This is a genomic window from Amaricoccus sp. (assembly GCF_047602525.1).
In the GTDB taxonomy this organism is placed as follows: domain Bacteria; phylum Pseudomonadota; class Alphaproteobacteria; order Rhodobacterales; family Rhodobacteraceae; genus Amaricoccus.
Map to the genome: position 1 here is coordinate 1,415,643 of NZ_JASGHB010000001.1, position 24,652 is coordinate 1,440,294.

The window sequence follows — 24,652 nt, forward strand, 5'->3', positions numbered from 1 at the left end:
GGCAGCGGAGGACCCCCATGCGATCCCACACGACCGGCGGCGCGTGGCGCCCCACGCCCGGCGACGAGGCGCTGCTCGACCGGGTGCAGCGCCAGACCCTGCGCTACTTCTGGGATTTCGCCCACCCCGCCTGCGGCATGGCCCGCGAGCGCAGCAACGTCACCGCGCGCTACGGCCTCGAGGCGGTGACGACCGGCGGCACCGGCTTCGGCATCATGGCGATCATCGCCGGCGTCTCCCGCGGCTGGATCGCGCGCGACGCGGCGGTCGAGCGCCTGTGGACCGTGGCGCGCTTCCTGCTCAAGGCCGACAGCTACCACGGCATCTGGCCGCACTTCCTCAACGGCGATACCGGCCGCACCATCCCCTTCAGCCGCAAGGACGACGGCGCCGACCTCGTCGAGACCTCGTTCCTGCTCATGGGCCTGCTCACCGCGCGGCAGTTCTTCGACGCCGACAGCGAGGAGGAGCGCCGGCTGCGCGCCGCAATCGACTGGATGTGGCGGGAAGCCGAGTGGGACTGGCACACCCGCGACGGCAGGAACGTGCTGACCTGGCACTGGAGCCCGAACAACGGCTGGTCGATGAACCACGAGATCCGCGGCTGGAACGAGTGCCTCATCACCTACGTCCTCGCCGCCGCCGCGCCGCGCTACGCCGTCTCGCCCGAGGTCTACCATCGCGGCTGGGCCGAGGGTCGCGACTTCCTGAGCGGCCGCACGGCGGAGGGCATCACCCTGCCCCTCGGCCCGGACGGCGGCGGCCCGCTCTTCCTGTCGCAGTATTCCTTCCTCGGCCTCGACCCGCGCGGCCTCGCCGACCGCTACGCCGACTACTGGGCGCAGAACGTCGCCCACAGCCGGCTGAACCGCGCCCACTGCATCGCCAACCCGAAGGGCTTCGCCGGCTACGGCCCCGACTGCTGGGGCCTGACCGCGAGCGACAGCGTCAACGGCTACGACGCGCACTCGCCGACCAACGACCTCGGTGTCATCTCCCCGACCGCCGCGCTCTCGGCCTTCCCCTACACGCCGGACGCGTCGATGGCCGCGCTCCGCCACTTCCACGACGACATGGGCGACCGGCTGTTCCGCGACCTCGGCTTCATCGACGCCTTCAGCGAGACCGCCGGCTGGTACGCCGACTCGCACCTCGCGATCGACCAGGGTCCGATCGTGGTGATGATCGAGAACGCCCGCAGCGGCCTGCTCTGGCGCCTGTTCATGAGCGCGCCCGAGATCGCCACCGGCCTCCGCCGCCTCGGCTTCACCAGCCCGCACCTCGAGGCGGCGCCGGTCAGCTAGCCGCCGAGCACCCAGCGCGCCGGTCGCCCGTCGACCTGCCAGCTCACCGTCACCGGCCCCGCACCTTCGGGCAGCACCGGCGCCGGGGTCCGCCGTCCCGCGCGCCGGCCGAGCCCGAGGGCGTGGCAGAGCAGCAGGTTGACTGTGAGCCCCGGCCCGCTCGAATAGACCCGCCACCCGCCGTCCGCCGGCACCTCACCCGCCCGCAGCCGCTCCCAGTCGGCAGTCGCATGCGCCCGGTCGGGAAAGCCCGCGTCCGACGAGCTGAAATAGGCGTTCCGCTGCCGGCGCGTGGCGTTCGGCACCCGCTCCGCGACCACGACCGGGTTCGCGGCGGCCAGCACCCGCCACACGCCCGCCGCGTCGCCGAGTGCGGCCAGCGCCTCGCCGTGACGCAGATGGGCGTGGACGTACATGAGCCCGATCTCGCGCCCGAAGAACGCCGCCGACTCCGCCCGGCGAAGATTCCGCTCGGTGCCGCCATGATAGGCGACCGGCCGGTCCATCAGCCGGAACCCGTCGGGAAAGCCCAGGTGCTCGGCGGCGAGCGCCGCATGATGCGCCGCCGCCCCGGCATCGAACAGCCCCGCCACGATCCCCTGGGTGATCGGCAGGAGCGAATAGCGGAGGCCCGTCCGCCGATCCGACGGATGCAGCAGCAGCTCCGGGTCGCCGCCGCCCGCGTCGAACAGCGCATAGCCCGCCACCGTGCCCTCGCGCACCAGCCAGCGCCGGAAGTCGTCCCGCACCGCGTCTGCCAGCGCCACCAGCGCCGCGCCGTCCCGCCCGGCGCGCGCCAGCAGCGCGGCATAGCGCCCGAGCTGCTGCCAGAGCAGCGCCACCGTCCAGCTCGACACCATCCAGTCGCGCATCCGCGGATCCGCCGGCTGCAGCGAGTCGTTCCAGTCTCCCTCGCCGTAGCGGATCAGGTGCGTGCCCGGGATGAACCGCTCGCGCACGGTGGCAAGCAGCTTCTCCACATGCGCGGCGATCGTGTCGCGCCGCGCCGTCGCCGTCAGGTCGTCGTCGCGCCGCCACGCCACTTCCGCGTCCAGCACCGCGAAATCGTCGGTCGCATCGAGGTAGTCGCAGAGCGCCTTCAGCGGCCAGACGATGACGTCGCCGTGGCTGTGCCGGTCGCGGATCTGGCCGTAGGGGTCGAGCATGAACCACTGCGGCCAGTCGCCGCGCGCCTCGAACTGCTGCGCGAACACGAGCAGCAGGATCTCCCGCACCGCCGCGTCATGCTCCAGCGCCAGCAGGAACTCGACCGGCCCCTGGCAGACGTCGCGCGTCCCCCATGCCGCGCCGCCCGACTGCTCCAGGCCGTGCGGCACCGTCAGGTGGATCATCGCGTTCTGCGCGAGCCAGGGGAAAAACGTATCGGCGGCCGCCACATCGTCGCCCCCCTCGAGGCGCAGCCCGCGGGTCACGTGGTCCCAGTAGCGCGCCGCCGCCGCGCGCCCGTCCGCCATCGGCACCCCGGCCGCATGGCGCGCCGCCAGCCGCTCCGCCGCGTCCGGGTCGGCGAGGGCGCCGACGACCGCCAGCTCCAGCGCCGACGTCGGCGCGGTGCGGATCGCGACGAAGCCGCCGCCACGCGCCACGCCGTCGGGATAGAGCAGTTCGTCGCCACCGATCGCCTCCACGGCCTCCGGGGTGGCGGTGACGAGGTGATAGACCGCCTGCGGGTAGGTCTTGCCCCAGAGCCAGCCCGGATCGGGCCGGAACGCGATCCGCTTGCGGTCGGCGTCGATCTCGACGCGCCCCGCGGTGTCGAGTTCGCGCTCGCCGAGCACCACGCCGGCAAATGCCAGCAGCCGGCAGGGCGCGCCCTCGACGGCCACGCGCCACTGCATCGCCGGGTCGTCGCCCGACGCCGCCGCCTCGACCGTCACCGTCCGGCCGTCGAGCACGTAGATCCACCGCGCCTCCGACAGCCCCATCTCGAACGCCGATGGCTCGGCCAGCAGCCGCCAGCCGCCTTCGACCTCCACAAGGAGGCGCAGACCGCCGGAGCGGGTGATGTTGTAGGGGTCGCGCGACGCCGAGAACAGCCGGTGGAACGAGGTGTTGCCGAGCGAGAGCAGCGAGGCGAACACCCCGTGCATCCAGACCGTCGCGCACATCGTCGTCTCGTCGAGCAGCATCCCCTGCCCGGTGCGCAGGATCGCGCCGTGCCGCCGGGCGAGCGTGCGCTCCTTCTCGCGCAGCACCACATGCCGGCTGCCGCTGCCCGCCCCGGTGAAAAACGAGAGCAGCCGCCCGTCCTCCGTCTCCTCGCCCGCCCGATCGGGATACCGGCCGGCGATCTCGGCCGCCGCCAGTGCGCGCCCGGCGAGCGGCGGAGCCTCCTGCAGGAGGCTCCGCGCCGGTGCGGCGAAGGCCGGATCCTGCGGCACGAAGTCGTCGAGCGCCGCGAGGCCCGCGTCGATCCGGGCCAGATCGTCCGGCCCCGACGCGGCGGGATGATCCGGCTCGAACACCGCGAAGAAGCTCCAGGTGGCCGTCTCGCCCGGCCCGAGCGTCACCGCTGCCGAGCGGATCGTCGGGCAGGCGACCTCGTGCTGCAGGCAGGCGCTCGGCAGCTCGCGGGCCGGGTCGATGCGGCCGGCATCGCGGAATTCCGGCCCGAGCAGGTGCAGCGCGTCGGTAGCGAACGAAGCGGCGCCCTCGCGGCAGCCGTGCGCCACCCAGGGGTGGGCGCCGCCCTGCGCCAGGTTCTGCCGGCTCATCACCACCCAGCCGCAGGCCGGGTGCCGCGTGGGGTGGTGGTCGATGTACTGCGAGGCATACGCCTCGTTGCTGAGGACAAAGCCGCGGCCGCCGATGCCGAGGTCCTGCAGCAGCGTCGCGTCGCACGTGGCGGCCTCTGCGCGCGCATTGGACACCTCGACCCGCCAGAGCCAGACCGCGCGGGCGGGATGCAGCCACAGCGTCACGCGGTGGCGGAGGCCCGCCGTCTCGCCCCGCCAGACGAAGCGGTCGTCCCCGGCGGCGATCTCCACGCGCGCGCCCGGCCCGACCACCTCGACCACCTCCGCACCGGCACCGCCCGGCCCGACCCGCAGGAACAGCCGGCCGATGCCGCCGTCGAGGCCCGAGCCCTCGATCTGGCTGACGAGCGTTCGCGTCGACGCGCCGCGATGCTCGAGCGCGAACAGGCAGCCGTTCGGCAAAAGCGCCGCCGCCACCCCCGACGGGCTCTCGATGCGGCGGAGGCCGAGGCCGCTCTCGCGCGGCGTCTCGAAAGTGCGGATCGCTGCCATGGCGTCTCTCCCGGAAACCCGGCCGGACTCGTGCCGGCTTGCCGGGGAGCGGAGCGCAGCCGGCGGCGCGATGCAACCCCTGCTTGCAGCCGGCCCGCCCATCGGGCGTCAGGAGGTTCCGGTCCGCAGGCTTGGCGCCGGCCCGTCCTCATCGTCGAGCGGTGGCGAGGCCGCCACCTCCCGCAGCGCCGCGCGCAGGTTCGCGGCGTTGATCGGCTTGGTCAGGTGGCCGTTCATTCCCGCCGCAAGGCAGGCCTCGCGGTCCCCCGGCATCGCGCTCGCCGTCAGCGCCAGGATCGGCACCGCGGCGGCCGGGCCATCGAGGGCGCGAATCGCCGCCGCCGCCGCCAGCCCGTCCATCACCGGCATCTGCACGTCCATCAGCACCACGTCGAAGTCGCCGTCGCGCACGGCCCGCACCGCGTCGGCGCCGGTTTCCACCAGCGTCACCGTATGCCCCGCGTCGCGAAGATAGGCGCCGATCACGTACTGGTTCGTCGCATGGTCCTCGGCCAGCAGCACGCGCATCGGCGCCGGACGGGCACTGTCCGACCGCTCCTCGCGCCCGACGTCTTCCGCCGCCACCGCCCGGCACGGGATCTCGACCCGGAACGTGCTGCCCATGCCCACGACGCTGCGCAGCGTCACGCGGCCCCCCATCAGCTCCGCGAGCTGCGACGAGATCGAGAGCCCGAGCCCGGTGCCGCCAGCGCGCCGCGCCAGACTGTCGTCCGCCTGGATGAACCGCTGGAAGATCGCCGCCTGGTGCTCGGGCGAGACCCCGATGCCGGTGTCCTCCACCTCGATCACCAGCTCGCCCGACGCCGCGCCCATGTAGTCGACCCGGACCATGATCTCGCCCTGGTTGGTGAACTTCGTGGCGTTGCTGAGAAAGTTCGTGAGGATCTGCCGCAGCCGCAGCGGATCGGCCAGCACGAAACGCGGCACCGCAGCCGAAACCGCGTGGCTGATCGCAAGTCCCTTGCGGGTCGCATTCGGCGACATCAGCTCCATCACCTCGCCGACCAGCCCGCGGATGTCGACGGGCTCCCGGCCAAGCACGACCTGCGCCGCTTCGAGCTTCGAGAAGTCGAGGATGTCATTGAGAATTTCGAGCAGCGCCTCTGCCGAGGCGAGCGCGATCCGCGCCCGCTCGCGCTGCTGCGGCGGCAACGGATCGTCGAGCATCAGGCCGAGGACGCCCAGGACCCCGCTCATCGGCGTGCGGATCTCGTGGCTCATCGAGGCGAGGAAGCGCGACTTCGCCGTCGTTGCCGCCTCTGCCTCCACCCGCTTCAACTCGAGCTCCTCCTGCCGCTCCACCTCCTCGGTCACGTCCCAGATCAGCCCGACGAGGCGGCGCCGGCCGTCGGCGTCGGCATGGACCCGCGCCATGTCGCGGATGTGCCGCACCTCGCCGCTCGGCAGCACGATGCGGTAGCGTGACGCGAAGAGCCCGCTCTCCTTCACCGCCCGGTCGGCTTCGGCGGTCGCGCGCGCCCGGTCGTCGGGATGCACCACGGCCTCCCAGTCCTTGAAGCCGAAGAACGGACCCGCGTCGTGGCCGTGGCCGAACAGCGCCTTGGCACGCGCGTCCCAGAACAGCTCATCCGTCGCGAGATCCACGTCCCAGACCCCGACGTTCGAGCTGGCCAGCGCAAACTCGAGCCGCCAGGAAAGCCGCGACAGCTCGGCCTCGCGCTCGTGGATGATCGCCACCTGCCGCTGCCGCGCCTCGGCGATGCGCGTCGCCGCGAGGATCGCGCCGACGAGCGCCGCGGCGAGCATCACGAAGACTGTCCGCGTCACCCAGAGCGACGGCGGCTCCGACCAGCCGCCCCGTGGCACCGCCGCAAGAACCCAGGTCCCGCCCGGCACCTTCACCTCGGCCTGCACCGGATCGGACAGGTGCACCGAGGGATTGCCGAACACCGCCTCGGCCCCGTCGCTGTTCCGCGACTCCACCGCCACGTCGAACGGCAGCATCGGGTTGTCCACGCCCGCCACCCGGAACAAGGCCGGCGCGTCGATCACCAGCGAGACGATGCCCCAGAACAACTGGCTCGGACCCACGAAGACCGCAGCCCGCACCGAGAAAACCTGGCCGCCGAAGTGCGCCTCGATCGGCCCCACCAGCGCGATGCTGTGCGATCCGGGCTCGAGGATCTCGGCCGGCAACGTCTCGGGGCGAAACTCGTAGCCGATCCGCACCAGGTCGCCATCCTCGGGATAGACCATCGAGACGATGCGGTCGGGCGCAGCGGTGACCATCCGCGATTCCGGCTGGCCGTTGAGCAGCTCCGCACCGATCCGGTGGAAGCGGTCGGGATCAATTCCGGGGTCGGCGCTCACCACCGCGATGAGGCCGCGGACCAGCTGCGCGTCGGCCTCGATCCGGCCCTGCAGGTCGGACGCAATGAGGTTCAGCCCCTCGCCCACCCGGGCGCGCGACTGCTGCCGCCAGGCCTCCCGCCCCTGGTCGTCGTAGACCTTGCCAAGCAGGCCCACCCCGACCAGCACCGCCGCGATTGCAATGCTCGCAGTCCGCCGGGTATGTCGTCGCGCCACGTCGGACCCGTCCATCTCTCCTGCCGGTCACAGATTTTGCCGCCCGATCTAGAGGCAGCAGGATTAATTCAACCTGAAATAGCACACCGCAAATCACTTGTCGCCCAGGTAGTGTGATCGCGCCGTAAAGCCGCCGGTCTGACACGAAAACCGGCGGCTCGAACTTGATGAAACGCTCACGGCGCGCTGTAGGACGATTTACTGCCCCGTTTGCACCTTGGTCCACAGCCGCGTCATCACGCGATCGAGCTTCGCGTCGTAAACCACGGTTGGAAAAAGCTTCGCCAGGATTTCGGCCGGCGGAAAGATCGCCGGATCGTTCTTGATGTCGTCTTCCACCAGCGGCATCGCCGCCGTGTTCGCGTTCGCGTACCAGACGTAGTTAGTGATGTCGGCGGTGATCTGCGGCTCCATGATGAAGTTCATCCAGGCCAGCGCGCCCTCCGGGTTCGGCGCGTCGGCCGGGATCGCCATCAGGTCGAACCACTGCTGCGCGCCTTCCTTCGGCACCGAGTAGCTGATCTTCACCCCGTTGCCCGCCTGCTCCGCCCGGTCGGCGGCGATGAACACGTCGCCGGAATAGCCGAGCGACACGCAGACCTCGCCGTTCGCCAGATCCGAGATGTACTGCGAGGAGTGGAAATAGCGGATGTAGGGCCGCACCGTCTGAAGCAGCGCCGCCGCCTTCTCCATGTCGTCGGCGCTCGTCGACTTCGGGTCGAGCCCGAGATAGGCGAGCGCGCTCTGCATCACGTCGGTCTGGGAGTCGAGCATCGTGATGCCGCAATCGGCGAGTTTCGCGGCGTACTTCGGATCGAAGATCAGCGCCCAGCTGTCGGTCGGCGCGTCGTCGCCCAGCCGCTTCTTCACCGCATCCTCGTTGTAGCCGAGTCCGGTGGTGCCCCACATGTAGATGACCGAGTGGGCGTTGTCCGGATCATACGCCGTCGCGCCCTTCATGAGACCCGGATCCATGTTCTTCAGGTTCGGCAGCTTCGACTTGTCCACCTCCTGATAGACCCCGGCCTTGAGCTGCCGGGCGAAGAAGCTCGAAGTGGGGACAACCACGTCGTACCCGGAGTTCCCCGCGAGCAGCTTCGCCTCAAGCACCTCGTTGGAGTCGTAGACGTCGTAGACGACCTTGTACCCGGTTTCCGCCTCGAACTTCTTCACGGTGTCTTCGGCGATGTAGTCCGACCAGTTGTAGATGTGGACGGTCTTGTCCTGGGCGAAGCCGGGCGCAGCCAGCAGGCCGAATCCGGCCGCGAGGATCAGGCGATGAAGCATTGACGAATCCTTGAACGATGCCACGTCGCACCGACCCTAACACCCGGACTTCGCTCGCTGCCAGCGCCGAGCGCGTGAAAGCGGCCCCTCACGCCAGAGCGAGCGCGCGCGCAAGGTCGCCATAGCCGGTGAACCGGCGCTGGTAGCCGAGCCCGAGGCGCGCGGCGCACCGCTCCGCCTCCGCCGACAGCACCGGGTCGTCGGTCTGCGCCAGATAGACCAGCCGCTCGTAGTTGCCGAACAGCATGTCGCGCAGCTCCGGATGCCGGTCGAGACCCATGGGGCGCCACACGAAGGCGTCGAATTGCCGCACCAGGAAATCGGTGAGGTAGAACGCCCGCATTTCCTCGTCCGCATGGGCGGCGAACGCCGCGTTGCCCTCGAAGAAGCTGTAGCAGTGCGGGCCGGCCAGCATCTCGACCCCGAGCCCGGCGCAGCGTGCGGCGAGCAAACCGCCGGTGCCGCAATCGGCATAGGCGACGAACACCCGCCCATAGCGCCCGCGCGCCTCCTCGACCGCCGCCGCCACCGCGTCCGGGATCCGGTCGGGCCAGAGGTGCAGCTTGGCCGGCAGGCAGGCGAGGTCCAGATGCTCCCAGCCGTTCATCCGCTTCAACGCGAGGATCTCCCGCGCCAGCGCGCCGCAGGCGATGACCAGCACGCTGTCCAGGCAGCGGGGTCCGGCGCTATCGTTCATGCGAGCGTCTCCCATAGGCCGCGTCAGCACTATCTAGCGCGCGCCGGCGCAATCGGAAGGTCTGAATGCTGTCACGAACCGCTCTCGCCCTCGCCCTGCTCGTCGGCCCGACCGCCGCAGTCGCCGGCCCTCTGGCGCTGCCCGATGCCGACTACGGCCGGCACTCGTCACGGAGACCTTCGCGCTCATCGGCCCGGAGGTGGAAGACGCGGCGATGCGCTACGCCGGCAACAATCTCGCCTGCCAGAACTGCCACATGGACGCCGGCACGCGCAGCCACGGCCTGTCCCTCGTGGGTGTGAGCGCGAAGTACCCGAAGCCGCTGCCGGGCGGCGGCCGCGAGTCGATCGAGGACCGGATCAACGGCTGCATGACCCGCAGCATGAACGGCCGGCCCCTGCCGGAAGACGGCCGCGAGATGCACGCCCTCGTCGCCTATCTCGACGCCCTCTCCGCCCGCCCGGGCAGCTTCGGCGACCCGGCGGAGGATCCCGATGCACTCGTCGCGCCGCCCGCCTCTCCGGCTCCGGTCAGGGGTGCCGCGCTCTACCTCGAACAGTGCGCCCCCTGCCACCGGCCGGACGGATCGGGGATGCGCAATGGCCTGCCGGGCGACGCCGCGGGCTACCTGCACCCCCCGCTCTGGGGCCCGGACAGCTTCAACGCCGCGGCCGGCATGGCGCGCGTCGCGACCGCTGCCGCGTTCATCCATGCGAACATGCCACTCGGCAGCTCTCAGGCCGCCCCCGTCCTCGCCCCAGCGCAGGCATGGGACGTGGCGGCCTATCTCGAAGTCCCGGCCACGCCCTCCCGCGCCCTGATCGGCGCGGGCAGGCTCAGGCGCGCGCCATCTGGTTGTGCTTGCGCGCCATGAATTCCTTGGCGGTCTCCACCGCTACCGCCGCGTCCCGACAATAGGCGTCCGCGCCGATCGCCCGGCCGAATTCCTCGTTGAGCGGCGCGCCCCCCACCAGCACCACGATGTCGTCGCGGACGCCCTTCGCCTTCAGGGTGTCGATCACCACCTTCATGTAGGGCATCGTCGTGGTCAGCAGCGCCGACATGCCGAGGATATCCGCGCCCTCGCGCTCCAGCGCCTCGATGTAGCTCTCGGCGGCGTTGTTGATGCCGAGGTCCACCACCTCGAAGCCCGCGCCCTCCATCATCATCGACACGAGGTTCTTGCCGATGTCGTGGATGTCGCCCTTGACCGTGCCGATCACCATCTTGCCCAGGCGCGGCGCGCCGGTCTCGATCAGCAGCGGCTTCAGGATCGCCATGCCCGCCTTCATCGCGTTGGCGGCGAGCAGCACCTCCGGCACGAACAGGATGCCGTCGCGAAAGTCGATGCCGACGATCCGCATCCCCTCGACCAGCGCCTTGGTCAGCACGTCGTAGGGGGTCCAGCCCCGCCCGAGCAGGATGTTGACGCCCTCGACCACCTCGTCGCGGAGGCCGTCGTAAAGGTCGTCGTGCATCTGAGGCACCAGCTCGTCGTCCGGCAGCTCGCTCAGGATGATCTCGTCGTCGCCGTCGTCGGCCATGCCGCCGCCCTCGCGCATGTGAAGGTCACTCGCCGCCAGCTAATCCCATCCGGGCGGCCGCGCGCCATCCGGAAACGACCTCGCGTCCGCCGTCCCCGACGGCACGTCACGCGCGAGACCGCCCGGCGCTGGCAAATGTTCCCGTCTTGTTCTAGTTTTCCGGTATGTCCAGCGACGAATCGGAGCGGATACCGAAGGACGCCCGCCGCGCGCGCGGGGCGGCGCTCAACATGGCCGGCCGCTTCGAGCGGCTGGAGCATGTGGCGGTGGATGACGGCTGGGGGCGCGACGACGAGATCGCCCCCACCCGGACCGAGGTGGCCGTGGAGCGGCCGCGCTCGATCCTTGCGCACAACCAGAGCCCGGACATTCCCTTCGACCGCTCGATCAATCCCTATCGCGGCTGCGAGCACGGCTGCATCTACTGCTTCGCCCGGCCGACGCACTCCTTCCTCGGCCTCTCGCCCGGCCTCGACTTCGAGACGAAGCTGACCGCCAAGCCCGACGCCGCGCGCGTTCTGGTGGCAGAACTCTCCCGCCGCGGCTACCGCCCGGCGCCGATCGCCATCGGCACCAACACCGACCCCTATCAGCCGATCGAGAAGCGTTATGGCACCATGCGCCAGATCCTATGCGTTCTCAGAGACTTCCGCCACCCGGTTCACATTCTGACCAAAGGCGCGCTGATCGAGCGCGACGCCGACATCCTCGGCGAAATGGGCGCGGCGGGCCTCGCCACGGCCGGTCTGACGGTCACGACCCTCGACCGCCGCCTCGCCCGCGCCATGGAGCCCCGCGCCGCCGCGCCCGAGCGCCGGCTCGCCGCGCTCGGCCGGCTGGCGGCGGCCGGCTGCCCCACCCGCGTCTCGATCGGCCCGATGATCCCCGGCCTCAACGACCACGAGATCGAGGCCCTGCTCGCCGCCGCTGCCGGCGCCGGCGTCACCGGCGCCACCTACATCGTCCTGCGCCTGCCGCGCGAGGTCGGCCCGCTGTTCCGCGCCTGGCTCGAGGAGCACTATCCCGACCGCGCGCGCCGGGTGATGGGGCTCGTGCGCGAGATGCACGGCGGGCGCGACTACGATCCCGCCTGGGGCCGCCGCATGAAGGGCGAGGGCGTCGTCGCCGAGCTGATCGGCCGCCGCTTCGCCGCCGCCTGCGCCCGCCTCGGCCTCAACCGCGGGCTGCGACCGCTGCGCACCGACCTGTTCCGCATCCCCGACGCCGGCCCGCGGCAGCTCGCGCTGTTCTAGCTCCGATCAAATCACCGCGCGCGGCGCCGACCCTCTGGCGCCGCCGGCCGCGCCTCCCCTATATCTCGGAGATGCTCGCAAACCTGCTCCGCCATCTCGTGGCCCCGCCGCCCGCGCACCACCCCGACGAGGCCCGGGTGGCGCTCGGTGCGCTCATGGTCCGCCTGTGCCGCGCCGATGGCCGCTACAGCGATGCCGAGCGCCGTCGCATCGACGCCGCCCTCGCCCGCCAGTACCGCCTCGCCCCCGACGCCGCCGCCCGGATCCGCACGGATGCCGAGCGCACCGAGGCGGCGGCGCAGGACACCGTGCAGTTCACCCGCCTCGTCAAGGACGCCGTCCCCTACGACGAGCGAACCGGCATCGTCGAGGCGCTCTGGCGCGTCGCCGCCACCGATGGCATCAACGCCGACGAGCACGGCCTGATGCGCCTCATCGTCAACCTGCTCGGCGTCTCCGACGTGGAGTCCGGTCTCGCCCGCCAGCGCGCGCTGCGCGGCGAGGGCTGAGCCGCTAGAAATCGAGGCTCAGGCTCCGCGTCACGCCGAGGCGGACCTTGAGCTGATCCTGCGAGCCCGCCTCGGTGATCGGCGAGTCCCCCGCGCTGCCCAGCAGGCGGTTCCAGCTCGCAGCGCCCTCGACGCCCCAGCGCGAGCCCACCATGTAGCGCGCCCCGACCTCGATGCCGGCGGAATAGAGCCCGCCCTTGGCCTCGTGCGGCTCCAGCCCCGAGACCGCCGCCTGCGCGTCGGTGATGCCGAAATAGGTCTGGGTGAAGCGGTCGTCGCCAAAGGCGAGCCGCGGCCCGAGCGACAGCGTCAATCCCTCGATCGGCCGGGCGATGCCATCGGCGCCCACCTCGCCGGTCCAGGCGTTGGTGCCGATCACGCCATAGCGCACGTCGGTGAACACCCGATAGTTCCGCTGCTCGTAGCCGAGGCCGAGGCCCGCCTCGAAGGTCCTGTCGACATCGCCGAGACCGGAGAGCGCGCCGCTCAGGTCGCGGCCGCCGACATAGCGCGCCGAGCCGCGCAGGTCCCAGCCCGAACGGCTGCCTGCGGGGCCCGGACCGGCCGACCCCCAGTCGAAGCCGCCGGGCAGGTGGATGAAATCGAAGCGCACGCCCATGTCCGGCCCGAGCTTGTAGTCGTCCGACCCGAAGTACGACGGGCTGACAGTGATCCCGCCCCGAACGGTCATCAGGACGCGCGGCGCATCGTCCGGCCCGCCGGGCCCGACCGGCAGGCTCGGGTCGGTGTCGAGCGGCGCCGGCATCTCGGTGGTCTGCGCATGGGCCGGCGCGCCGGACCAGCCGACGACGAGCAGCGACGCGAGCGTCGCCGCCACCACCATTCGCATGTTCCAACCGAGGCGCATCGCTCTCCCGGAATAGAATCGCCCGCCACGTGAGCCAGCCTTCACCAACTCCGCTAACAAAGTCTAAACGTTAACGATCGGTTTGCAACCAGCGGCAGCGCAGAGGAGCCGCCGATCCTCCCCAGACGGCCCGCCCGCCCATCCCGCCTTCCTGCCTTCCCCTTGCCGAAAAATACTCGCAGGGGTGGACCGGCCGCAGGCCAGGAGGCGGCGGCAGCCCCCTCGCGACGCCCGTCCGTCGAGACGACGCCCGAGAGGGGCGGCCTCTGCGCTCAGGACACCGCCAGCCGGGCGCGGTCGGCCAGCGCCTCGGCGAGCAGCGCCCGCACCGGCGCCAGACCGACGTCGCGCGCCACGAAGGCCGCACCGATGTCGCGCGCCAGGATGAAGGCGATGCGGCCGTCGCGCACCTTCTTGTCCTGCGCCATCAGGCCGACCAGCGCGTCGGCGTCCGGCAGCGCGCCCGGCACGTCGGCGAGCCGGCGGCGCATCCCCATGCGGTCGAAGTGCGCCGCAACCCGGCTCGGCGCCTCCTGCGGACAGAGCCCGAGCCGGGCCGACAGCTCGAAAGCCAGCACACAACCGATCGCCACGCCCTCGCCATGCAGCAGCCGGTCGCCGTAGCCCGTCGCCGCCTCGAGCGCATGACCGAAGGTGTGGCCGAGGTTGAGCAGCGCGCGGTCGCCCTCCTCGGTCTCGTCGCGCACCACGATCTCGGCCTTCATCTCGCACGAGCGCCGCACCGCGTGGGCACGCGCGGCCGGGTCGCCGGCCGCCAGCGCCGGCGCGTTCGCCTCGAGCCAGTCGAAGAAGGCCGCGTCGCCGAGCAGGCCGTACTTCGCCACCTCGGCATAGCCGGCGCGAAAGTCGCGCTCCGGCAGCGTGTCGAGCAGGCCGGTGTCCGCCAGCACCAGCCGTGGCTGGTGAAAGGCGCCGACGAGGTTCTTGCCCTGCGGAGAATTGATCCCGGTCTTGCCGCCGACCGAGCTGTCGACCTGCGCGAGCAGCGTCGTCGGGATCTGCACGAAGCGCACCCCCCGCCGCAGGATCGCCGCGGCGAAGCCCGCGAGGTCCCCGACCACGCCGCCGCCGAACGCCACCACCACGTCGTCGCGCGCGACCTTCTCGCCGATCAGCCACTCGACCACCGTCTCGAGCGAGCGCCAGCTCTTGGTCGCCTCGCCCGGCTCCAGCGCCAGCGCGGCCATGCCGATGCCGGCGGCCTCCAGCCCCGCCGCCAGCGTCGCACCGTGCAGCGCCTCGACGCGGGCCTCGGTGACGACCGCCACCCGCGGCCGGCGCAGGAGCGGCCCGATCTCGGCGCCGGCGCGGGATAGGAGCCCCTCGCCGATGCGGATGTCATACGCGCGCGCGCCGAGCGGCACGTGGACGGTTGCGGAGGTGCGGGTCACATCGTCTCCTCGAAGGTGCTGCCCCGGGCGAGGCCGCCCGCGAGGTCATAGGCGCGGATCGCCTCGATGATGGTGCGCGCCATGGTCTCGTGGCTGCAGCCGCGGCGGCTGTCCACGGTGACGTCCGCCTCGGCATAGAAAGGGGCGCGGCGGGTGTTGAGATCGGTCAGCACCGCCTTGGGGTCGTCGACCTGCAGCAGCGGCCGGCCCGGGCGGTCGCGCACCCGCTCGAACAGGAGGTCGACGTCGGCGCGCAGCCAGACCGAGGTGCCGAGCGACTTGATCTCGGCCCGGGTGCGCGGCTCGACGAACGAGCCGCCGCCGGTGGCGAGCACATGCGGCCGCTCCGCCAGCAGCCGCCCGATCACCCGGCGCTCGCCGTCGCGGAACGCGGGCTCGCCCAGGCTGGCGAAGATCTCCGGGATGGTCATCCCGGCCGCCTCCTCGATCTCCACGTCCGAGTCGACGAATCCGACGCCGAGCATGCCGGCGAGCCGCTTGCCGACACTGGTCTTTCCGGCCCCCATCAGGCCGACCAGGACAATCGTCCGGGTCAGCTTGAACGGCGCTGGCCTTGTCTCCGCGGTCATCGGCGAACGTTCGATCATCGCAATTGCCGTGCCGACGCGCCCAAGCTAGAATCCCGCGGCAGTCGTCGCCGGCGGATGGTCCCCGTGATTGACGGCTCGAGAACGCGGCGTCAAGCCGGGACTGGGCAGAGCAGGACAGGATGCGGATTTTCGGCCGGATATTACTCTACCTTCTGATCGTCGCGGTTGTCGGCCTCGTGGGGTTTGCGCTCTTCTCGGATCTGCCGGCTCCCCAGCGGGACGTCGAGGTCCCCGTCGAGGCGAAGTGAGCGGGCACGCGGGCCGGCGACGCCCCCGCGGTCCCACACGCGCCCTCGCCGCCCCGGCGGCGCTGATCGCGGCTGCGCTGGCGGCAGCCGCGCCCGCCCGTGCGGCCGAGCCGCGCAGTGCGATCCCGTGGCTCTCCGAGAGCATCCAGAGCGTGGCGCCGCCGGCACCGTCTGCCGCGCCAGCCTCGCCCGGGGCGCCCGCCGGCGGGGACGGCGAGATCACGGTGACGCCGCTGCCGGCGGTCAGCCGCGACGCCATCGGCCTCCTGCCGCCGGAATCGACCGGCTTCTCGCGCCGGCTCTGGGACGGCCAGTCCGCCGAAGCGGTGCGCGACCAGATCCTCGATGCCCCCGGCACCGGCGTGCCGGCGGCGCAGGCGCTGTTCCAGCGCCTCCTGCTCGCCGAGGCCGATCCGCCCGCCGGCGCCGGGGCCGAGACCAGCGTCCTCGTTGCCCGGCTCGACCGCCTGCTCGGCATCGGCGCGCTCGAGCAGGCCGCGGCGCTGGTCGAGGCGGCCGGCCCGGACACGCCCGACCTCTTCCGGCGCTGGTTCGACACCGGGCTCCTGCTCGACCGCGCCGCCGAGCCCTGCGCGGCGCTGCGGCAGAATCCCGCGCTGTCGCCGACCCTGCCCGCCCGGGTGTTCTGCCTCGCCCGCGGCGGCGACTGGGGCGCGGCCGAGATCACCCTCACCCTCGGCCAGCAGCTCGGCCAGATCGACGCCGACGAGCAGGCGCTGCTCGCCCGCTTCCTCGACCCCGAGCTGTTCGAGGAGGCCGAAGAACCGCCGATCCCCGACCCGCTCACCCCGCTCGACTTCCTGATGCGCGAGGCCGTGGGCCTGCCGCGGCCGCCCGGCGCGCTGCCGAACGCGTTCCTCGTGCAGGACCTGACAGAGCACACGCCGATGCGGATGCGGATCGAGGCGGCCGAGCGGCTGGCCCTGACCGGCGCCATCGACGACGGCCCGCTCTTCGCCGCCTATCGCTCCGGCGAGCCGGCGGCCTCGGGGGGCGTCTGGGACCGCGCCGAGGCGGTGCAGGCGCTCGACGCGGCCCTCGACGCCCCGCCCGACGCCCGCCCCCCCGAAGCTCCGCCCACTCAGGCTCAGCCCGCCGAGGCCCCTGCCGGCTCCGCGGCGGTCCTCGCCGCGCCGCTCGCCGCAGCCGACGCCGCGCTCGGTGCCCGCGGCCTGCGCGTCGCCTTCGCCCGCGCCTATGCCGACCGCCTCGCGCAAATCGACGCCGCCGGCTGGCCCGGCCCCGACCGCGACCGGCTGGCGCAGCTCCTGCTCCTCGCCGGCCGGCCCGACGCCGCGGCCGCCATCCCCGATCCCGGCCCGGCGGTCGCCGCCGCGCTCGCCCTCGCCCGCGCCGCGCCCGACGCGCCCCGGCCCGCAACGGAGCCGCCGAGCGAGCTCGCCCGCTTCGCGCTCGCGGGCCTCACCGCCGCCGACGCCGCCGACGACCGCGAGCGCGCCCTCGCCAGCCTCGTCGCCACCGGCCGCCAGGGCGAGGCGCTGCTCGGCGCCCTCGCCCTCGTCGCCGCCGGCCCCGCCGTCGACCCCCAGGGGCTGCGCGCCGCCCTCCTCACCCTGCGCCTCGCCGGCCAGACCGAGGCCGCCCACGCCATCGCCGTCGAGACCCTGCTCGCGGATGCCGCGCCATGAGCGACACCCGCTGGCTCGAGCGCTTCCTCGAGGCGATCCAGGCCGAGCGCGACGCCGCGCGCAACACCACGCTCTCCTACGCGCGCGACCTCACCGACTTCTCCGCCTTCCTCGTCCCCCGCGGCCTCGACCTCTCGACCGCCGGCCGACCCGACATCGAGGCCTACCTCGTCGATCAGGCCGACCGCGGCATGGCCGACGCCACCCGCGCCCGCCGCCTCTCGGCCATCCGCCAGCTCTACCGCTTCGCCTTCCTCGAAGGCTGGCGCACCGACGACCCGGCGGCGCTGATCCGCGGGCCGAGGCGCCGCCGGGCGCTGCCCGCCTCGCTCGCCGAGGCCGAGGTCGACCGCCTGCTCGACGCCGCCACCGCCTTCGGCCGCACCGAGGCCGACCGGCTGCGCGACACCTGCCTCATGCAGATCCTCTACGCCACCGGCCTGCGCGTCTCCGAGCTGGTCTCGCTGCCGGTCGCGGCCGCCCGCGGCGACCCGCGGATGATCCTTGTCCGCGGCAAGGGCGGCCGCGAGCGCATGGTGCCGCTCTCGCCGCCCGCCCGCGAGGCGCTCGCCACCTGGCTCGGCCACCTCGACGCCCGCGCGGAGCCGGGCCGGCCCCGCTCGCCCCACCTCTTTCCCTCGCGCGGGCGGCGCGGCCACATGACGCGCGAGCGCTTCTTCCTGCTCGTCAAGGACCTCGCGCGCTTCGCCGGGCTCGACCCCACGTCGATCTCGCCCCACACGCTGCGTCACGCGTTCGCCACCCACCTGCTCGCCCACGGTGCCGACCTGCGGGTGATCCAGACCCTGCTCGGCCACGCCTCGATCGCCACGACCGAGATCTACACCCACGTCATCGAGGCGCGCCTCCGCGAGCTGGTGCTGGAGAAACACCCCCTCGCCACGCCCGCGGCGGCGCTTGAAGCCGACGAGCGCTGACCGCATAACGGATCCGCGAGCGCCGATACTTCTCGATACTGCCCGAGCCCGACACTCCCCAAGGACGATCCCGATGCAGCCGCCGACCGAGGCCCCGACGCTCGCCCTGCTTCTCGGCTCCGGCGTCGCGATCGCCGTGCTCCTCGCCGCCTCGGCGCTGCTCGCCGCCTTCGGCACCGCCGCCTCGACCGTCAGCCGCACACGCCTGCACCTGCTCGCCGAGCGCGGCCAGCGCGGTGCGCCGCAAGTCCTCGCCCTCGTCGAGGACCGCGAGCGGCTGGTCGCGGCCGTCCTCTTCGGCACCACCGCCGCCAACGTCGTGGCGACGGCGCTTGCCACCGGCCTGCTCGTCCGCCTGCTGCCACGCGGCGGCGTCGCGCTCAGTGCCGTGACGATGACGGTGGTGATCGCGCTCCTCGCCCGCCAGCTGCCGCGTGCGGCGGTCGGCGCGGACGCCGAGGCCGCCGCGATCCGGCTGGTGCGGCCGGTGCGCCCGCTCCTCCGCCTGCTGGCGCCGGTCGCGGGGCTGTTCCACGGCATCGCCCGCCGCCTGCCGCCGGTGCGGGCCGAGGTCGACCCGACGGAGGCCGGCACCGACCCGGGCGAGCGTCAGGCCGAGGCCGACGCCGTGCTCGAGGCCTTCGACCTCGGCGAGCGTCAGGTCGAGGAGGTGATGATGCACCGGCGCGACATCGAGATGATCGACGCCGACGCGCCGCCGGACGAGATCCTCGCCCAGGCGATCGCCTCGCCGCACACCCGCCTGCCGATCTTTCGCGGCGAGCCGGAGAACATCGTCGGCGTCATCCACGCCAAGGACCTGTCCCGCGCCGTCCACGCCTTCGTCCGCGACCAGCGCGGCGCCGGCGCGCTCGACGGCTTCGACGTCATGGACGTGGCGATGGAGCCCTACTTCGTCCCCGAGACCACCACGCTCGAGGACCAGTTGCGCGAATTCCTGCGCCGGCGCGCGCACTTCGCGCTGGTCGTCGACGAATACGGCGCGCTGCAGGGCCTCGTCACGCTCGAGGACATCCTCGAGGAAATCGTCGGCGACATCACCGACGAACACGACGTCGAGGCGCCCGAAGGCATCCACCCGCAGCCCGACGGCTCGGTCGAGGTCGACGGCGGCGTGTCGATCCGCGAGCTGAACCGCACCTGCGACTGGAGCCTGCCCGACGAGGAGGCCAACACCATCGCCGGCCTGGTGATCCACGAGGCGCAGTCGATCCCGAGCACGGGCGAGGCGTTCAGCTTCCACGGCTTCCGCTTCGAGGTCCTCGGCCGGGAGCAGCATCGCCTGACCCGCCTGCGCATCCGAAAGCTCACCTGAGCGAGGTCTCGTCCCATGACCGTCGTCGCGTTCCTGCCGTTCATCGCCTTCGCCCTGCTCACCGGCCCGCTGGGTGCGAGCGGCGCGCTGCTGGTCGCGGCGGTCCTCTCGGCGGTGCTGGTCCTGCGCGGCTGGCGGCGCGGCGAGACGCCGAAAATCCTCGAGGTCGGCACCCTCGCGCTGTTTCTCGGCATCGCCGGCTTCATCCACCTGACCGCCCGCGCGGAGTCGATCGCCGGCGTGAAGCTCGCCGTCGACATCGGTCTCCTCGGCATCGTGCTCGTCTCGCTGCTGGTCGGCCGGCCCTTCACGCTGCAATACGCCCGCGAGCAGGCGCCGCGCGAGGTGTGGGACGACCCGCGCTTCGTACAGCTCAACCGCCGCATCACCCTCGCCTGGGCCATCGCCTTCGCGATCGTCGTGCTCGCCGACGCGCTGCTCGACTTCGCCACCGGCATCCCGAAAGCGGTCGGCATCCTCGCCACCGTCGCCGCCATCGCCGGCGCCGCCGCCTACACGGTGCGCAGCGCCAAGGCAGCGCGCGCCCGCGCCGGGCGCCCGGTTGCCGGCGCCGGGGCGAGCGAGTAGCGTTCGCCGGCAACCACAAGGATATCTCCCTCGTGCCCCGGACGCTCATCTTCGACATCGGCAACGTGCTGCTGCGCTGGGAGCCGCAGGCGCTGTTCGGCACGCTGCTGCCCGACGCCGCGGCGGTCGACGCCTTCCTCGCCGAGGTCGGCTTTTCCGACTGGAATCACCAGTTCGACGGTGGCGTGCCGTGGGACGAGGGCGTCGCCACGCACGCGGCCCGCTTCCCGCACCGGGCCGAGCTGCTCGCCGCCTATCGCGACCGCTGGCACGAGACGATCGTCGGGCCGGTGCCCGGCATGCCGGAACTGCTGGCCGAACTGAAGGCGGCCGGCGTGCCGCTCTACGCCATCACCAACTTCTCCGAGCCGAAGTTTTCCGAGACGCTGGCCCGCCACCCGTTCCTCGCGTCGAGCTTCCGCGACATCGTCGTCTCCGGCGTCGAGCGCATGACCAAGCCCGGCCCGGAGATCTTCCGCCTCTGCCTCGCGCGCAACGGCATCGCGGCGGGGGAGGCGGTGTTCATCGACGACCTGCCGAAGAACGTCGCCGCGGCCGAGGCACTCGGCCTCACCGGCATCGTCTTCACCGACGCGGCCACGCTCCGCCGCACGCTGCGCGACGCCATCGGCCTGCCGGTCTGATCCCGCCTCCCGTTAACCCCCAACCGACCCGTCGAGCTGCGGCCGGGGGTGCATCGCTTGACATATGATTGGTGCATACGTTGTGCATGATCCGTGCATGGCCGGGTCGTGATCGGTTTTGCCATTAACCTCAGGCGTTAACCTCACGACATGCTCCCGTCGCACGAGGTCGGGCGCTCACAGGTTCTCCGGCGTGTACAGGTCCATCGGCAGGACGATCTGGTTCGGCACCCGCGGCCCCTGCTCGTCGAGCGCCTGGGTCACGGCCTCGACCAGACGCTCGGTCAGGCGATCGACCGGCTCGCAGATCGCGGCGGTCAGCACCCCGTCGGCCAGCGCCGCACGCACCTCGGGCTGCAGCGACGGACAGATCATCGCCGGTCGCCGCCCCGGCTCGATCGCCCGCAACGCCGCCACCCCGCCCGCGGCACCACCCCCGGCCAGGTAGATCCCCACGAGATCGCGATGCCGCTCCGCGAGTTGCAGGATCGCCTCCTCCGTCGCGGCATCGGATTCCGAGTTCACCACCGCGTCGAGCACCACGAACTCCGGCGCCACCTCGCGAAAGAACGAGCGGAATCCCATCTCGCGCAGCTCGTGCCCCTGAAAACGCCGGCTGCCGACGATCACCGCCACCTTGCCGCCGCGCGGCGCGCACTTGCGGATCAGCCACGCCGCCGTCCGCCCGGCCTTGCGGCTGTCGATGCCGAGGTACGATGTCCGCGACGCCGGCGCGCAGTCCGACAGCATGGTGAAGACCGGCAGGCCCGTGCCGGCCACGTCGGCGATCGCTGCCGCGACCGCGGGATGATCGGGGCTCACCAGCGCCACCGCCTGACAGCGCCGCGCCAGCCGGCGCAGGCGCGCGGCAATGTCTTCCGGGTCGTCCTTCACCCAATAGTCGAGCCGTGAAACGCCGCGGAATGCCCGGGCGCCGGTGATGGCCCGCTGCAACTGTCGCGTCAGATCGGCATAGAACGGCTCGTCGGGCCGTTGCAGCAGCACGCCGACCGCCACCTCCGGCAGCTGCTCGCGCAACCGAGAGCGGATCAGGCCGACCGCGTGAAAGCTGATGCGCTGCGCCGCCTCCAGCACCCGGCGGGCGGTGTCCTCGCGCACTGGCAGCCGGCCGTTCACCACCCGGTCCACCGTCGCGACGCTCACCCCCGCCTCGCGCGCCACATCCGCGACCGTCGGCCGGCTCACCATGCCATCCCCTCCCGCGGGCTGCCCCCGGACCCAGGTGATAGATGCTGATAGATTTCATGGCAACCAAAATTGCGATTCGCCCCATCCGCGCGTATCCCCTTCCCAACGGGCTTTCGGGAGGCAACCATGGTCGACACCCCCTTCTCCACGCTGGGAACCGCATCCCGCGCCGGCCGCAGACGCGACTACAGCCTGCTCGGGCCCGACGCCCAGCGGGCGGTTGAGAGCGGCCTCAAGGCGGCGGAATGGTATCATACCGACGTGCCCCGCAAGGAAATGAAGGCGTTCATGCAGCGCGCCGACCAGCCGGCGATCCGCGACACCCTCGTCTGGCTCGGCTGCTTGGCGGCCTTCGCCGGCCTCGGCATCACCGTCTGGCTCCTCGGCCACCCGTGGCTGTCGCTGCCGTTCTGGCTCGCGTACGGCGTGCTCTACGGCTCGGCCTCGGACTCGCGCTGGCACGAATGCGGCCACGGCACGGCGTTTCGGACGGCCTGGATGAATGACTGGGTCTATCAGATCGCGTCATTCATGATGATCCGCAATCCCTACACCTGGCGCTGGAGCCACACCCGCCATCACACCGACACCTACATCGTCGGCCTCGACCCCGAAATCGCCCTCATGCGCCCCCCCGCCCTTTTCAAGCTGCTGCTCAATACCTTCGGGTTGATCGACGCCTGGAACGGCCTGAGCCGGATGCTTTATAACGCCACGGGCCGCATCCACCCGGAGGAGGCGACGTTCATCCCCGAGATGGAGCAGCCGAAGGTGATCCGCGTCGCCCGGATCTGGACGGCGATCTATGCCGCGACCATCGCGCTCTCGATCGCGCTGCACTCGATCCTGCCGCTGATGGTGATCGGCCTGCCCCGGCTCTACGGCGCGTGGCACCACATCATGACCGGCCTGCTGCAGCACGGTGGCCTCGCCGACGACGTGCTCGACCACCGGCTGAACTCGCGCACCGTCTACATGAACCCGGTGTCACGGTTCATCTACTGGAACATGAACTACCATGTGGAGCACCACATGTTCCCGATGGTGCCCTATCACCAGTTGCCGGCCCTGCATGCGCGGATCAAGCACGACCTGCCGGCGCCGAACAGCTCGATCGCCCAGGCGTTTCGCGAGATGTGGCCTGCCGTGCGCCGCCAGCTCAGCTACGAGGACTACTTCCTGAAGCGCGAGCTGCCGTCGACGGCGAAGCCCTACCGCGAGGACTTCCACGCCGAGGCGCTCGGCGCCGCCTGACCGCCCGCTCCGGGCCGGCCCGCGTCAGATCAGATAGATCCGGTCGGGCAGCTCGTTCGGGCCACCGTCGGCGCTCGGAAAATGCTCGGCCAGCACCGCCGCGCACATCTCGATCGCCGCGACGAACCCGTCGGCCATGCGCCCCTCGCGGCTGCGCGCGGTCAGGGCGTCCACCGCCCCCTGCCAGTGCGACTGAGGCACCCGCGCCGCGATGCCGTCGTCGGCGATGATCCGGGCATAGTGCTCGGCGAGGGAGACGAAGATCAGGACGCCCGTGCGGTCCCGCGTGCGCGAGACGGAGCGGGTCAGGAACTGCTCGGTCGCAACGCGAAACGCCATCGCCCGCCGGGCCTGCCGCGGGATCAGCGCCACACGGGCGGACGGCAGGGACAGGAGCAGCCCGACGACCACGAACGTCACCGCCTGAAGCGACAGGATCGAGACGACACTGAGCGTGGTGAACGCGATCAGCCCCCACGGCAGCGCGAGAGCAGCGAGCGCCGCGAGCAGGACAGGCAGGGCCTGGCTGTCGGACGACTGCTCCGCGAGCACGCAGACGATCTCGCCGGTGGTCCGTGCCTCGGCGGCGCGGATCGTCGAACTGATCCGGTCGCGATCCTCAGGCGACATCTCCATCACCAGCCCCCCGACGCGCCGCCGCCGCCGGACGACCCACCGCCGCCGGAAAAGCCTCCGCCACCACCGCCACCGCTCCATCCGCCGCCACCACGCGGGAAGCCGCTGCCGGTTCGGCCGCCGCGCCCCGGGCTGACGAGAGCGCCGAGCAGCACGGCGTTGACGAAGCGCCGGAAGCCGGCCGAGACGATGAAAAGCAGCACGAACGCAAAGAACGCCCCGGCGATCAGCCAGTCCGGCGGCCCGGACTCGGCCCGCCGGTCCAGACGCAGCTCCGGTCGGGCCGCCCATTCGGAGGCGTCGGTGGTCAGCACGGTGATGATGTCGTCAACGCCGCGGGCGACGCCACCCGAGAAATCGCCGGCCTTGAAGCGCGGCGTGATGGCGTTGGCGATGATGACCGCGGAGAGCGCGTCGGTCAGCGTGCCCTCCAGCCCATAGCCGACCTCGATGCGCACCCGCCGCTCGTTCGGCGCGACCAGCAGCAGCACGCCGTTGTTCCTGTCCGCCTCGCCCAGCTTCCACGCGCGGAACAGCTCGTTGGCATAGGGCTCGATCTCCTCGCCCTGCAGCGAGCCGACGGTCGCCACGACGAGCTGGATCCCCGACTTCGCCTCGAGCTCGGCGAGCTTCGGCTCGAGCGCGGCCCTTGCCTCCGGCGACAGGATGCCGGCCTGGTCGACGACCCGGCCGGTGAGCGGCGGGAAGCTCAGCGCCAGCGCCGCCGTGGCGACGACGAGCAACGCAAGGGCAAGCGGCCAGACCCCGCGCCACGTGCGCCCGCGTGCCATCGTCGCGGTCGTCACG

The 24,652-nt window shown here is 72.0% G+C and carries 22 protein-coding genes; 11 read left to right on the forward strand and 11 right to left on the reverse strand.

Annotated elements, in window-relative coordinates; all coding sequences use genetic code 11:
• The first annotated feature begins 17 nt into the window (after nucleotides 1–17).
• Nucleotides 18–1,304, forward strand: a complete 1,287-nt coding sequence (locus QM699_RS07425; RefSeq protein ID WP_415010528.1) for a glucoamylase family protein — start codon at nucleotides 18–20, stop codon at nucleotides 1,302–1,304.
• Here the strand turns inward: QM699_RS07425 and QM699_RS07430 are convergent.
• From QM699_RS07430 to QM699_RS07445, 4 genes are all read right to left on the reverse strand, one after another.
• The gene (locus QM699_RS07430) at nucleotides 1,301–4,573 is read right to left on the reverse strand and encodes a hypothetical protein (protein WP_415010529.1); all 3,273 of its coding nucleotides are present in this window, start codon (nucleotides 4,571–4,573) and stop codon (nucleotides 1,301–1,303) included. The two genes, QM699_RS07425 and QM699_RS07430, sit on opposite strands and share 4 nt — an antisense overlap.
• 108 nt (nucleotides 4,574–4,681) lie before the next feature.
• Nucleotides 4,682–7,156: an ATP-binding protein gene (locus QM699_RS07435; RefSeq protein ID WP_415010530.1), complete on the reverse strand. Its 2,475-nt coding sequence runs from the start codon at nucleotides 7,154–7,156 to the stop codon at nucleotides 4,682–4,684.
• A 183-nt stretch (nucleotides 7,157–7,339) separates the two neighbouring features.
• On the reverse strand, nucleotides 7,340–8,428 hold the full coding sequence (locus tag QM699_RS07440; protein ID WP_415010531.1) for a polyamine ABC transporter substrate-binding protein: 1,089 nt from the start codon (nucleotides 8,426–8,428) through the stop codon (nucleotides 7,340–7,342).
• 88 nt (nucleotides 8,429–8,516) lie between these two features.
• Nucleotides 8,517–9,140 carry a DUF1638 domain-containing protein gene (locus tag QM699_RS07445; protein ID WP_415010532.1) on the reverse strand — a complete coding sequence of 208 codons (624 nt, stop codon included), beginning with the start codon at nucleotides 9,138–9,140 and terminating at the stop codon, nucleotides 8,517–8,519.
• A gap of 199 nt (nucleotides 9,141–9,339) precedes the next feature.
• Here QM699_RS07445 and QM699_RS07450 point away from each other — a divergent pair, with 199 nt between their 5' ends.
• The gene (locus QM699_RS07450) at nucleotides 9,340–9,999 is read left to right on the forward strand and encodes a c-type cytochrome (protein WP_415010533.1); all 660 of its coding nucleotides are present in this window, start codon (nucleotides 9,340–9,342) and stop codon (nucleotides 9,997–9,999) included.
• On the opposite strand, the gene QM699_RS07455 is transcribed toward QM699_RS07450, so the two are convergent.
• Nucleotides 9,962–10,669 carry a corrinoid protein gene (locus QM699_RS07455; RefSeq protein ID WP_415012712.1) on the reverse strand — a complete coding sequence of 236 codons (708 nt, stop codon included), beginning with the start codon at nucleotides 10,667–10,669 and terminating at the stop codon, nucleotides 9,962–9,964. The genes QM699_RS07450 and QM699_RS07455 overlap by 38 nt on opposite strands.
• Before the next feature lie 164 nt (nucleotides 10,670–10,833).
• On the opposite strand from QM699_RS07455, the gene QM699_RS07460 reads away from it, so the two are divergent.
• Both QM699_RS07460 and QM699_RS07465 read left to right on the forward strand, forming a co-directional pair.
• The gene (locus QM699_RS07460) at nucleotides 10,834–11,922 is read left to right on the forward strand and encodes a PA0069 family radical SAM protein (protein ID WP_415010534.1); all 1,089 of its coding nucleotides are present in this window, start codon (nucleotides 10,834–10,836) and stop codon (nucleotides 11,920–11,922) included.
• A gap of 137 nt (nucleotides 11,923–12,059) precedes the next feature.
• The gene (locus QM699_RS07465) at nucleotides 12,060–12,431 is read left to right on the forward strand and encodes a TerB family tellurite resistance protein (protein ID WP_415010535.1); all 372 of its coding nucleotides are present in this window, start codon (nucleotides 12,060–12,062) and stop codon (nucleotides 12,429–12,431) included.
• Between the two features lie 4 nt (nucleotides 12,432–12,435).
• Here the strand turns inward: QM699_RS07465 and QM699_RS07470 are convergent, their stop codons facing one another.
• The 3 genes from QM699_RS07470 to QM699_RS07480 form a co-directional block, all read right to left on the reverse strand.
• The gene (locus QM699_RS07470) at nucleotides 12,436–13,299 is read right to left on the reverse strand and encodes a MipA/OmpV family protein (RefSeq protein ID WP_415010536.1); all 864 of its coding nucleotides are present in this window, start codon (nucleotides 13,297–13,299) and stop codon (nucleotides 12,436–12,438) included.
• Between the two features lie 272 nt (nucleotides 13,300–13,571).
• Complete coding sequence (gene aroB / locus QM699_RS07475; RefSeq protein WP_415010537.1) at nucleotides 13,572–14,711, reverse strand: 3-dehydroquinate synthase; 1,140 nt, start codon at nucleotides 14,709–14,711, stop codon at nucleotides 13,572–13,574.
• Nucleotides 14,708–15,319 carry a shikimate kinase gene (locus QM699_RS07480; protein WP_415010538.1) on the reverse strand — a complete coding sequence of 204 codons (612 nt, stop codon included), beginning with the start codon at nucleotides 15,317–15,319 and terminating at the stop codon, nucleotides 14,708–14,710. The genes aroB and QM699_RS07480 overlap by 4 nt, the downstream gene beginning before the upstream one ends.
• Before the next feature lie 122 nt (nucleotides 15,320–15,441).
• Here QM699_RS07480 and QM699_RS07485 point away from each other — a divergent pair, with 122 nt between their 5' ends.
• The 6 genes from QM699_RS07485 (at nucleotide 15,442) to QM699_RS07510 (ending at nucleotide 20,746) form a co-directional block, all read left to right on the forward strand.
• Nucleotides 15,442–15,570 carry a hypothetical protein gene (locus QM699_RS07485; RefSeq protein WP_415010539.1) on the forward strand — a complete coding sequence of 43 codons (129 nt, stop codon included), beginning with the start codon at nucleotides 15,442–15,444 and terminating at the stop codon, nucleotides 15,568–15,570.
• Nucleotides 15,567–17,240, forward strand: a complete 1,674-nt coding sequence (locus tag QM699_RS07490; protein WP_415010540.1) for a hypothetical protein — start codon at nucleotides 15,567–15,569, stop codon at nucleotides 17,238–17,240. The genes QM699_RS07485 and QM699_RS07490 overlap by 4 nt, the downstream gene beginning before the upstream one ends.
• The gene (locus QM699_RS07495; RefSeq protein ID WP_415010541.1) at nucleotides 17,237–18,178 is read left to right on the forward strand and encodes a site-specific tyrosine recombinase XerD; all 942 of its coding nucleotides are present in this window, start codon (nucleotides 17,237–17,239) and stop codon (nucleotides 18,176–18,178) included. Before QM699_RS07490 ends, QM699_RS07495 begins: the two co-directional genes overlap by 4 nt.
• Nucleotides 18,179–18,251: 73 nt before the next feature.
• The gene (locus tag QM699_RS07500; protein ID WP_415010542.1) at nucleotides 18,252–19,514 is read left to right on the forward strand and encodes an HlyC/CorC family transporter; all 1,263 of its coding nucleotides are present in this window, start codon (nucleotides 18,252–18,254) and stop codon (nucleotides 19,512–19,514) included.
• 15 nt (nucleotides 19,515–19,529) lie between these two features.
• On the forward strand, nucleotides 19,530–20,102 hold the full coding sequence (locus QM699_RS07505) for a hypothetical protein (RefSeq protein WP_415010543.1): 573 nt from the start codon (nucleotides 19,530–19,532) through the stop codon (nucleotides 20,100–20,102).
• Between the two features lie 32 nt (nucleotides 20,103–20,134).
• Nucleotides 20,135–20,746 carry an HAD family hydrolase gene (locus tag QM699_RS07510; protein ID WP_415010544.1) on the forward strand — a complete coding sequence of 204 codons (612 nt, stop codon included), beginning with the start codon at nucleotides 20,135–20,137 and terminating at the stop codon, nucleotides 20,744–20,746.
• A gap of 177 nt (nucleotides 20,747–20,923) precedes the next feature.
• Here QM699_RS07510 and QM699_RS07515 read toward each other — a convergent pair whose 3' ends face one another.
• Nucleotides 20,924–21,955 (reverse strand): LacI family DNA-binding transcriptional regulator, encoded by a 1,032-nt coding sequence (locus QM699_RS07515; protein WP_415010545.1) that lies wholly within the window; start codon nucleotides 21,953–21,955, stop codon nucleotides 20,924–20,926.
• A 126-nt stretch (nucleotides 21,956–22,081) separates the two neighbouring features.
• Here QM699_RS07515 and QM699_RS07520 point away from each other — a divergent pair, with 126 nt between their 5' ends.
• Nucleotides 22,082–23,209: a fatty acid desaturase family protein gene (locus QM699_RS07520; protein ID WP_415010546.1), complete on the forward strand. Its 1,128-nt coding sequence runs from the start codon at nucleotides 22,082–22,084 to the stop codon at nucleotides 23,207–23,209.
• Nucleotides 23,210–23,233: 24 nt separating this feature from the next.
• On the opposite strand, the gene QM699_RS07525 is transcribed toward QM699_RS07520, so the two are convergent.
• Together QM699_RS07525 and QM699_RS07530 are read right to left on the reverse strand one after the other, a co-directional pair.
• On the reverse strand, nucleotides 23,234–23,845 hold the full coding sequence (locus QM699_RS07525; protein ID WP_415010547.1) for a TPM domain-containing protein: 612 nt from the start codon (nucleotides 23,843–23,845) through the stop codon (nucleotides 23,234–23,236).
• A complete protein-coding gene (locus tag QM699_RS07530; RefSeq protein ID WP_415010548.1) occupies nucleotides 23,845–24,651 on the reverse strand; it encodes a TPM domain-containing protein in 807 nt (268 codons plus the stop codon). Before QM699_RS07530 ends, QM699_RS07525 begins: the two co-directional genes overlap by 1 nt.
• Between the last annotated feature and the right edge of the window lies 1 nt (nucleotide 24,652).

Coding starts and splice junctions, on each gene's coding strand:
- QM699_RS07455 (WP_415012712.1), bottom strand. CDS start 10,669: ATGGCCGACGACGGCGACGACGAGATCATCCTGAGCGAGCTGCCGGAC.
- QM699_RS07500 (WP_415010542.1), top strand. CDS start 18,252: ATGCAGCCGCCGACCGAGGCCCCGACGCTCGCCCTGCTTCTCGGCTCC.
- QM699_RS07440 (WP_415010531.1), bottom strand. CDS start 8,428: ATGCTTCATCGCCTGATCCTCGCGGCCGGATTCGGCCTGCTGGCTGCG.
- QM699_RS07470 (WP_415010536.1), bottom strand. CDS start 13,299: ATGCGCCTCGGTTGGAACATGCGAATGGTGGTGGCGGCGACGCTCGCG.
- QM699_RS07445 (WP_415010532.1), bottom strand. CDS start 9,140: ATGGGAGACGCTCGCATGAACGATAGCGCCGGACCCCGCTGCCTGGAC.
- QM699_RS07430 (WP_415010529.1), bottom strand. CDS start 4,573: ATGGCAGCGATCCGCACTTTCGAGACGCCGCGCGAGAGCGGCCTCGGC.
- QM699_RS07515 (WP_415010545.1), bottom strand. CDS start 21,955: ATGGTGAGCCGGCCGACGGTCGCGGATGTGGCGCGCGAGGCGGGGGTG.
- QM699_RS07425 (WP_415010528.1), top strand. CDS start 18: ATGCGATCCCACACGACCGGCGGCGCGTGGCGCCCCACGCCCGGCGAC.
- QM699_RS07450 (WP_415010533.1), top strand. CDS start 9,340: ATGCGCTACGCCGGCAACAATCTCGCCTGCCAGAACTGCCACATGGAC.
- QM699_RS07505 (WP_415010543.1), top strand. CDS start 19,530: ATGACCGTCGTCGCGTTCCTGCCGTTCATCGCCTTCGCCCTGCTCACC.
- QM699_RS07485 (WP_415010539.1), top strand. CDS start 15,442: ATGCGGATTTTCGGCCGGATATTACTCTACCTTCTGATCGTCGCGGTT.
- QM699_RS07460 (WP_415010534.1), top strand. CDS start 10,834: ATGTCCAGCGACGAATCGGAGCGGATACCGAAGGACGCCCGCCGCGCG.
- QM699_RS07525 (WP_415010547.1), bottom strand. CDS start 23,845: ATGGAGATGTCGCCTGAGGATCGCGACCGGATCAGTTCGACGATCCGC.
- QM699_RS07435 (WP_415010530.1), bottom strand. CDS start 7,156: ATGGACGGGTCCGACGTGGCGCGACGACATACCCGGCGGACTGCGAGC.
- QM699_RS07495 (WP_415010541.1), top strand. CDS start 17,237: ATGAGCGACACCCGCTGGCTCGAGCGCTTCCTCGAGGCGATCCAGGCC.
- QM699_RS07480 (WP_415010538.1), bottom strand. CDS start 15,319: ATGATCGAACGTTCGCCGATGACCGCGGAGACAAGGCCAGCGCCGTTC.
- QM699_RS07520 (WP_415010546.1), top strand. CDS start 22,082: ATGGTCGACACCCCCTTCTCCACGCTGGGAACCGCATCCCGCGCCGGC.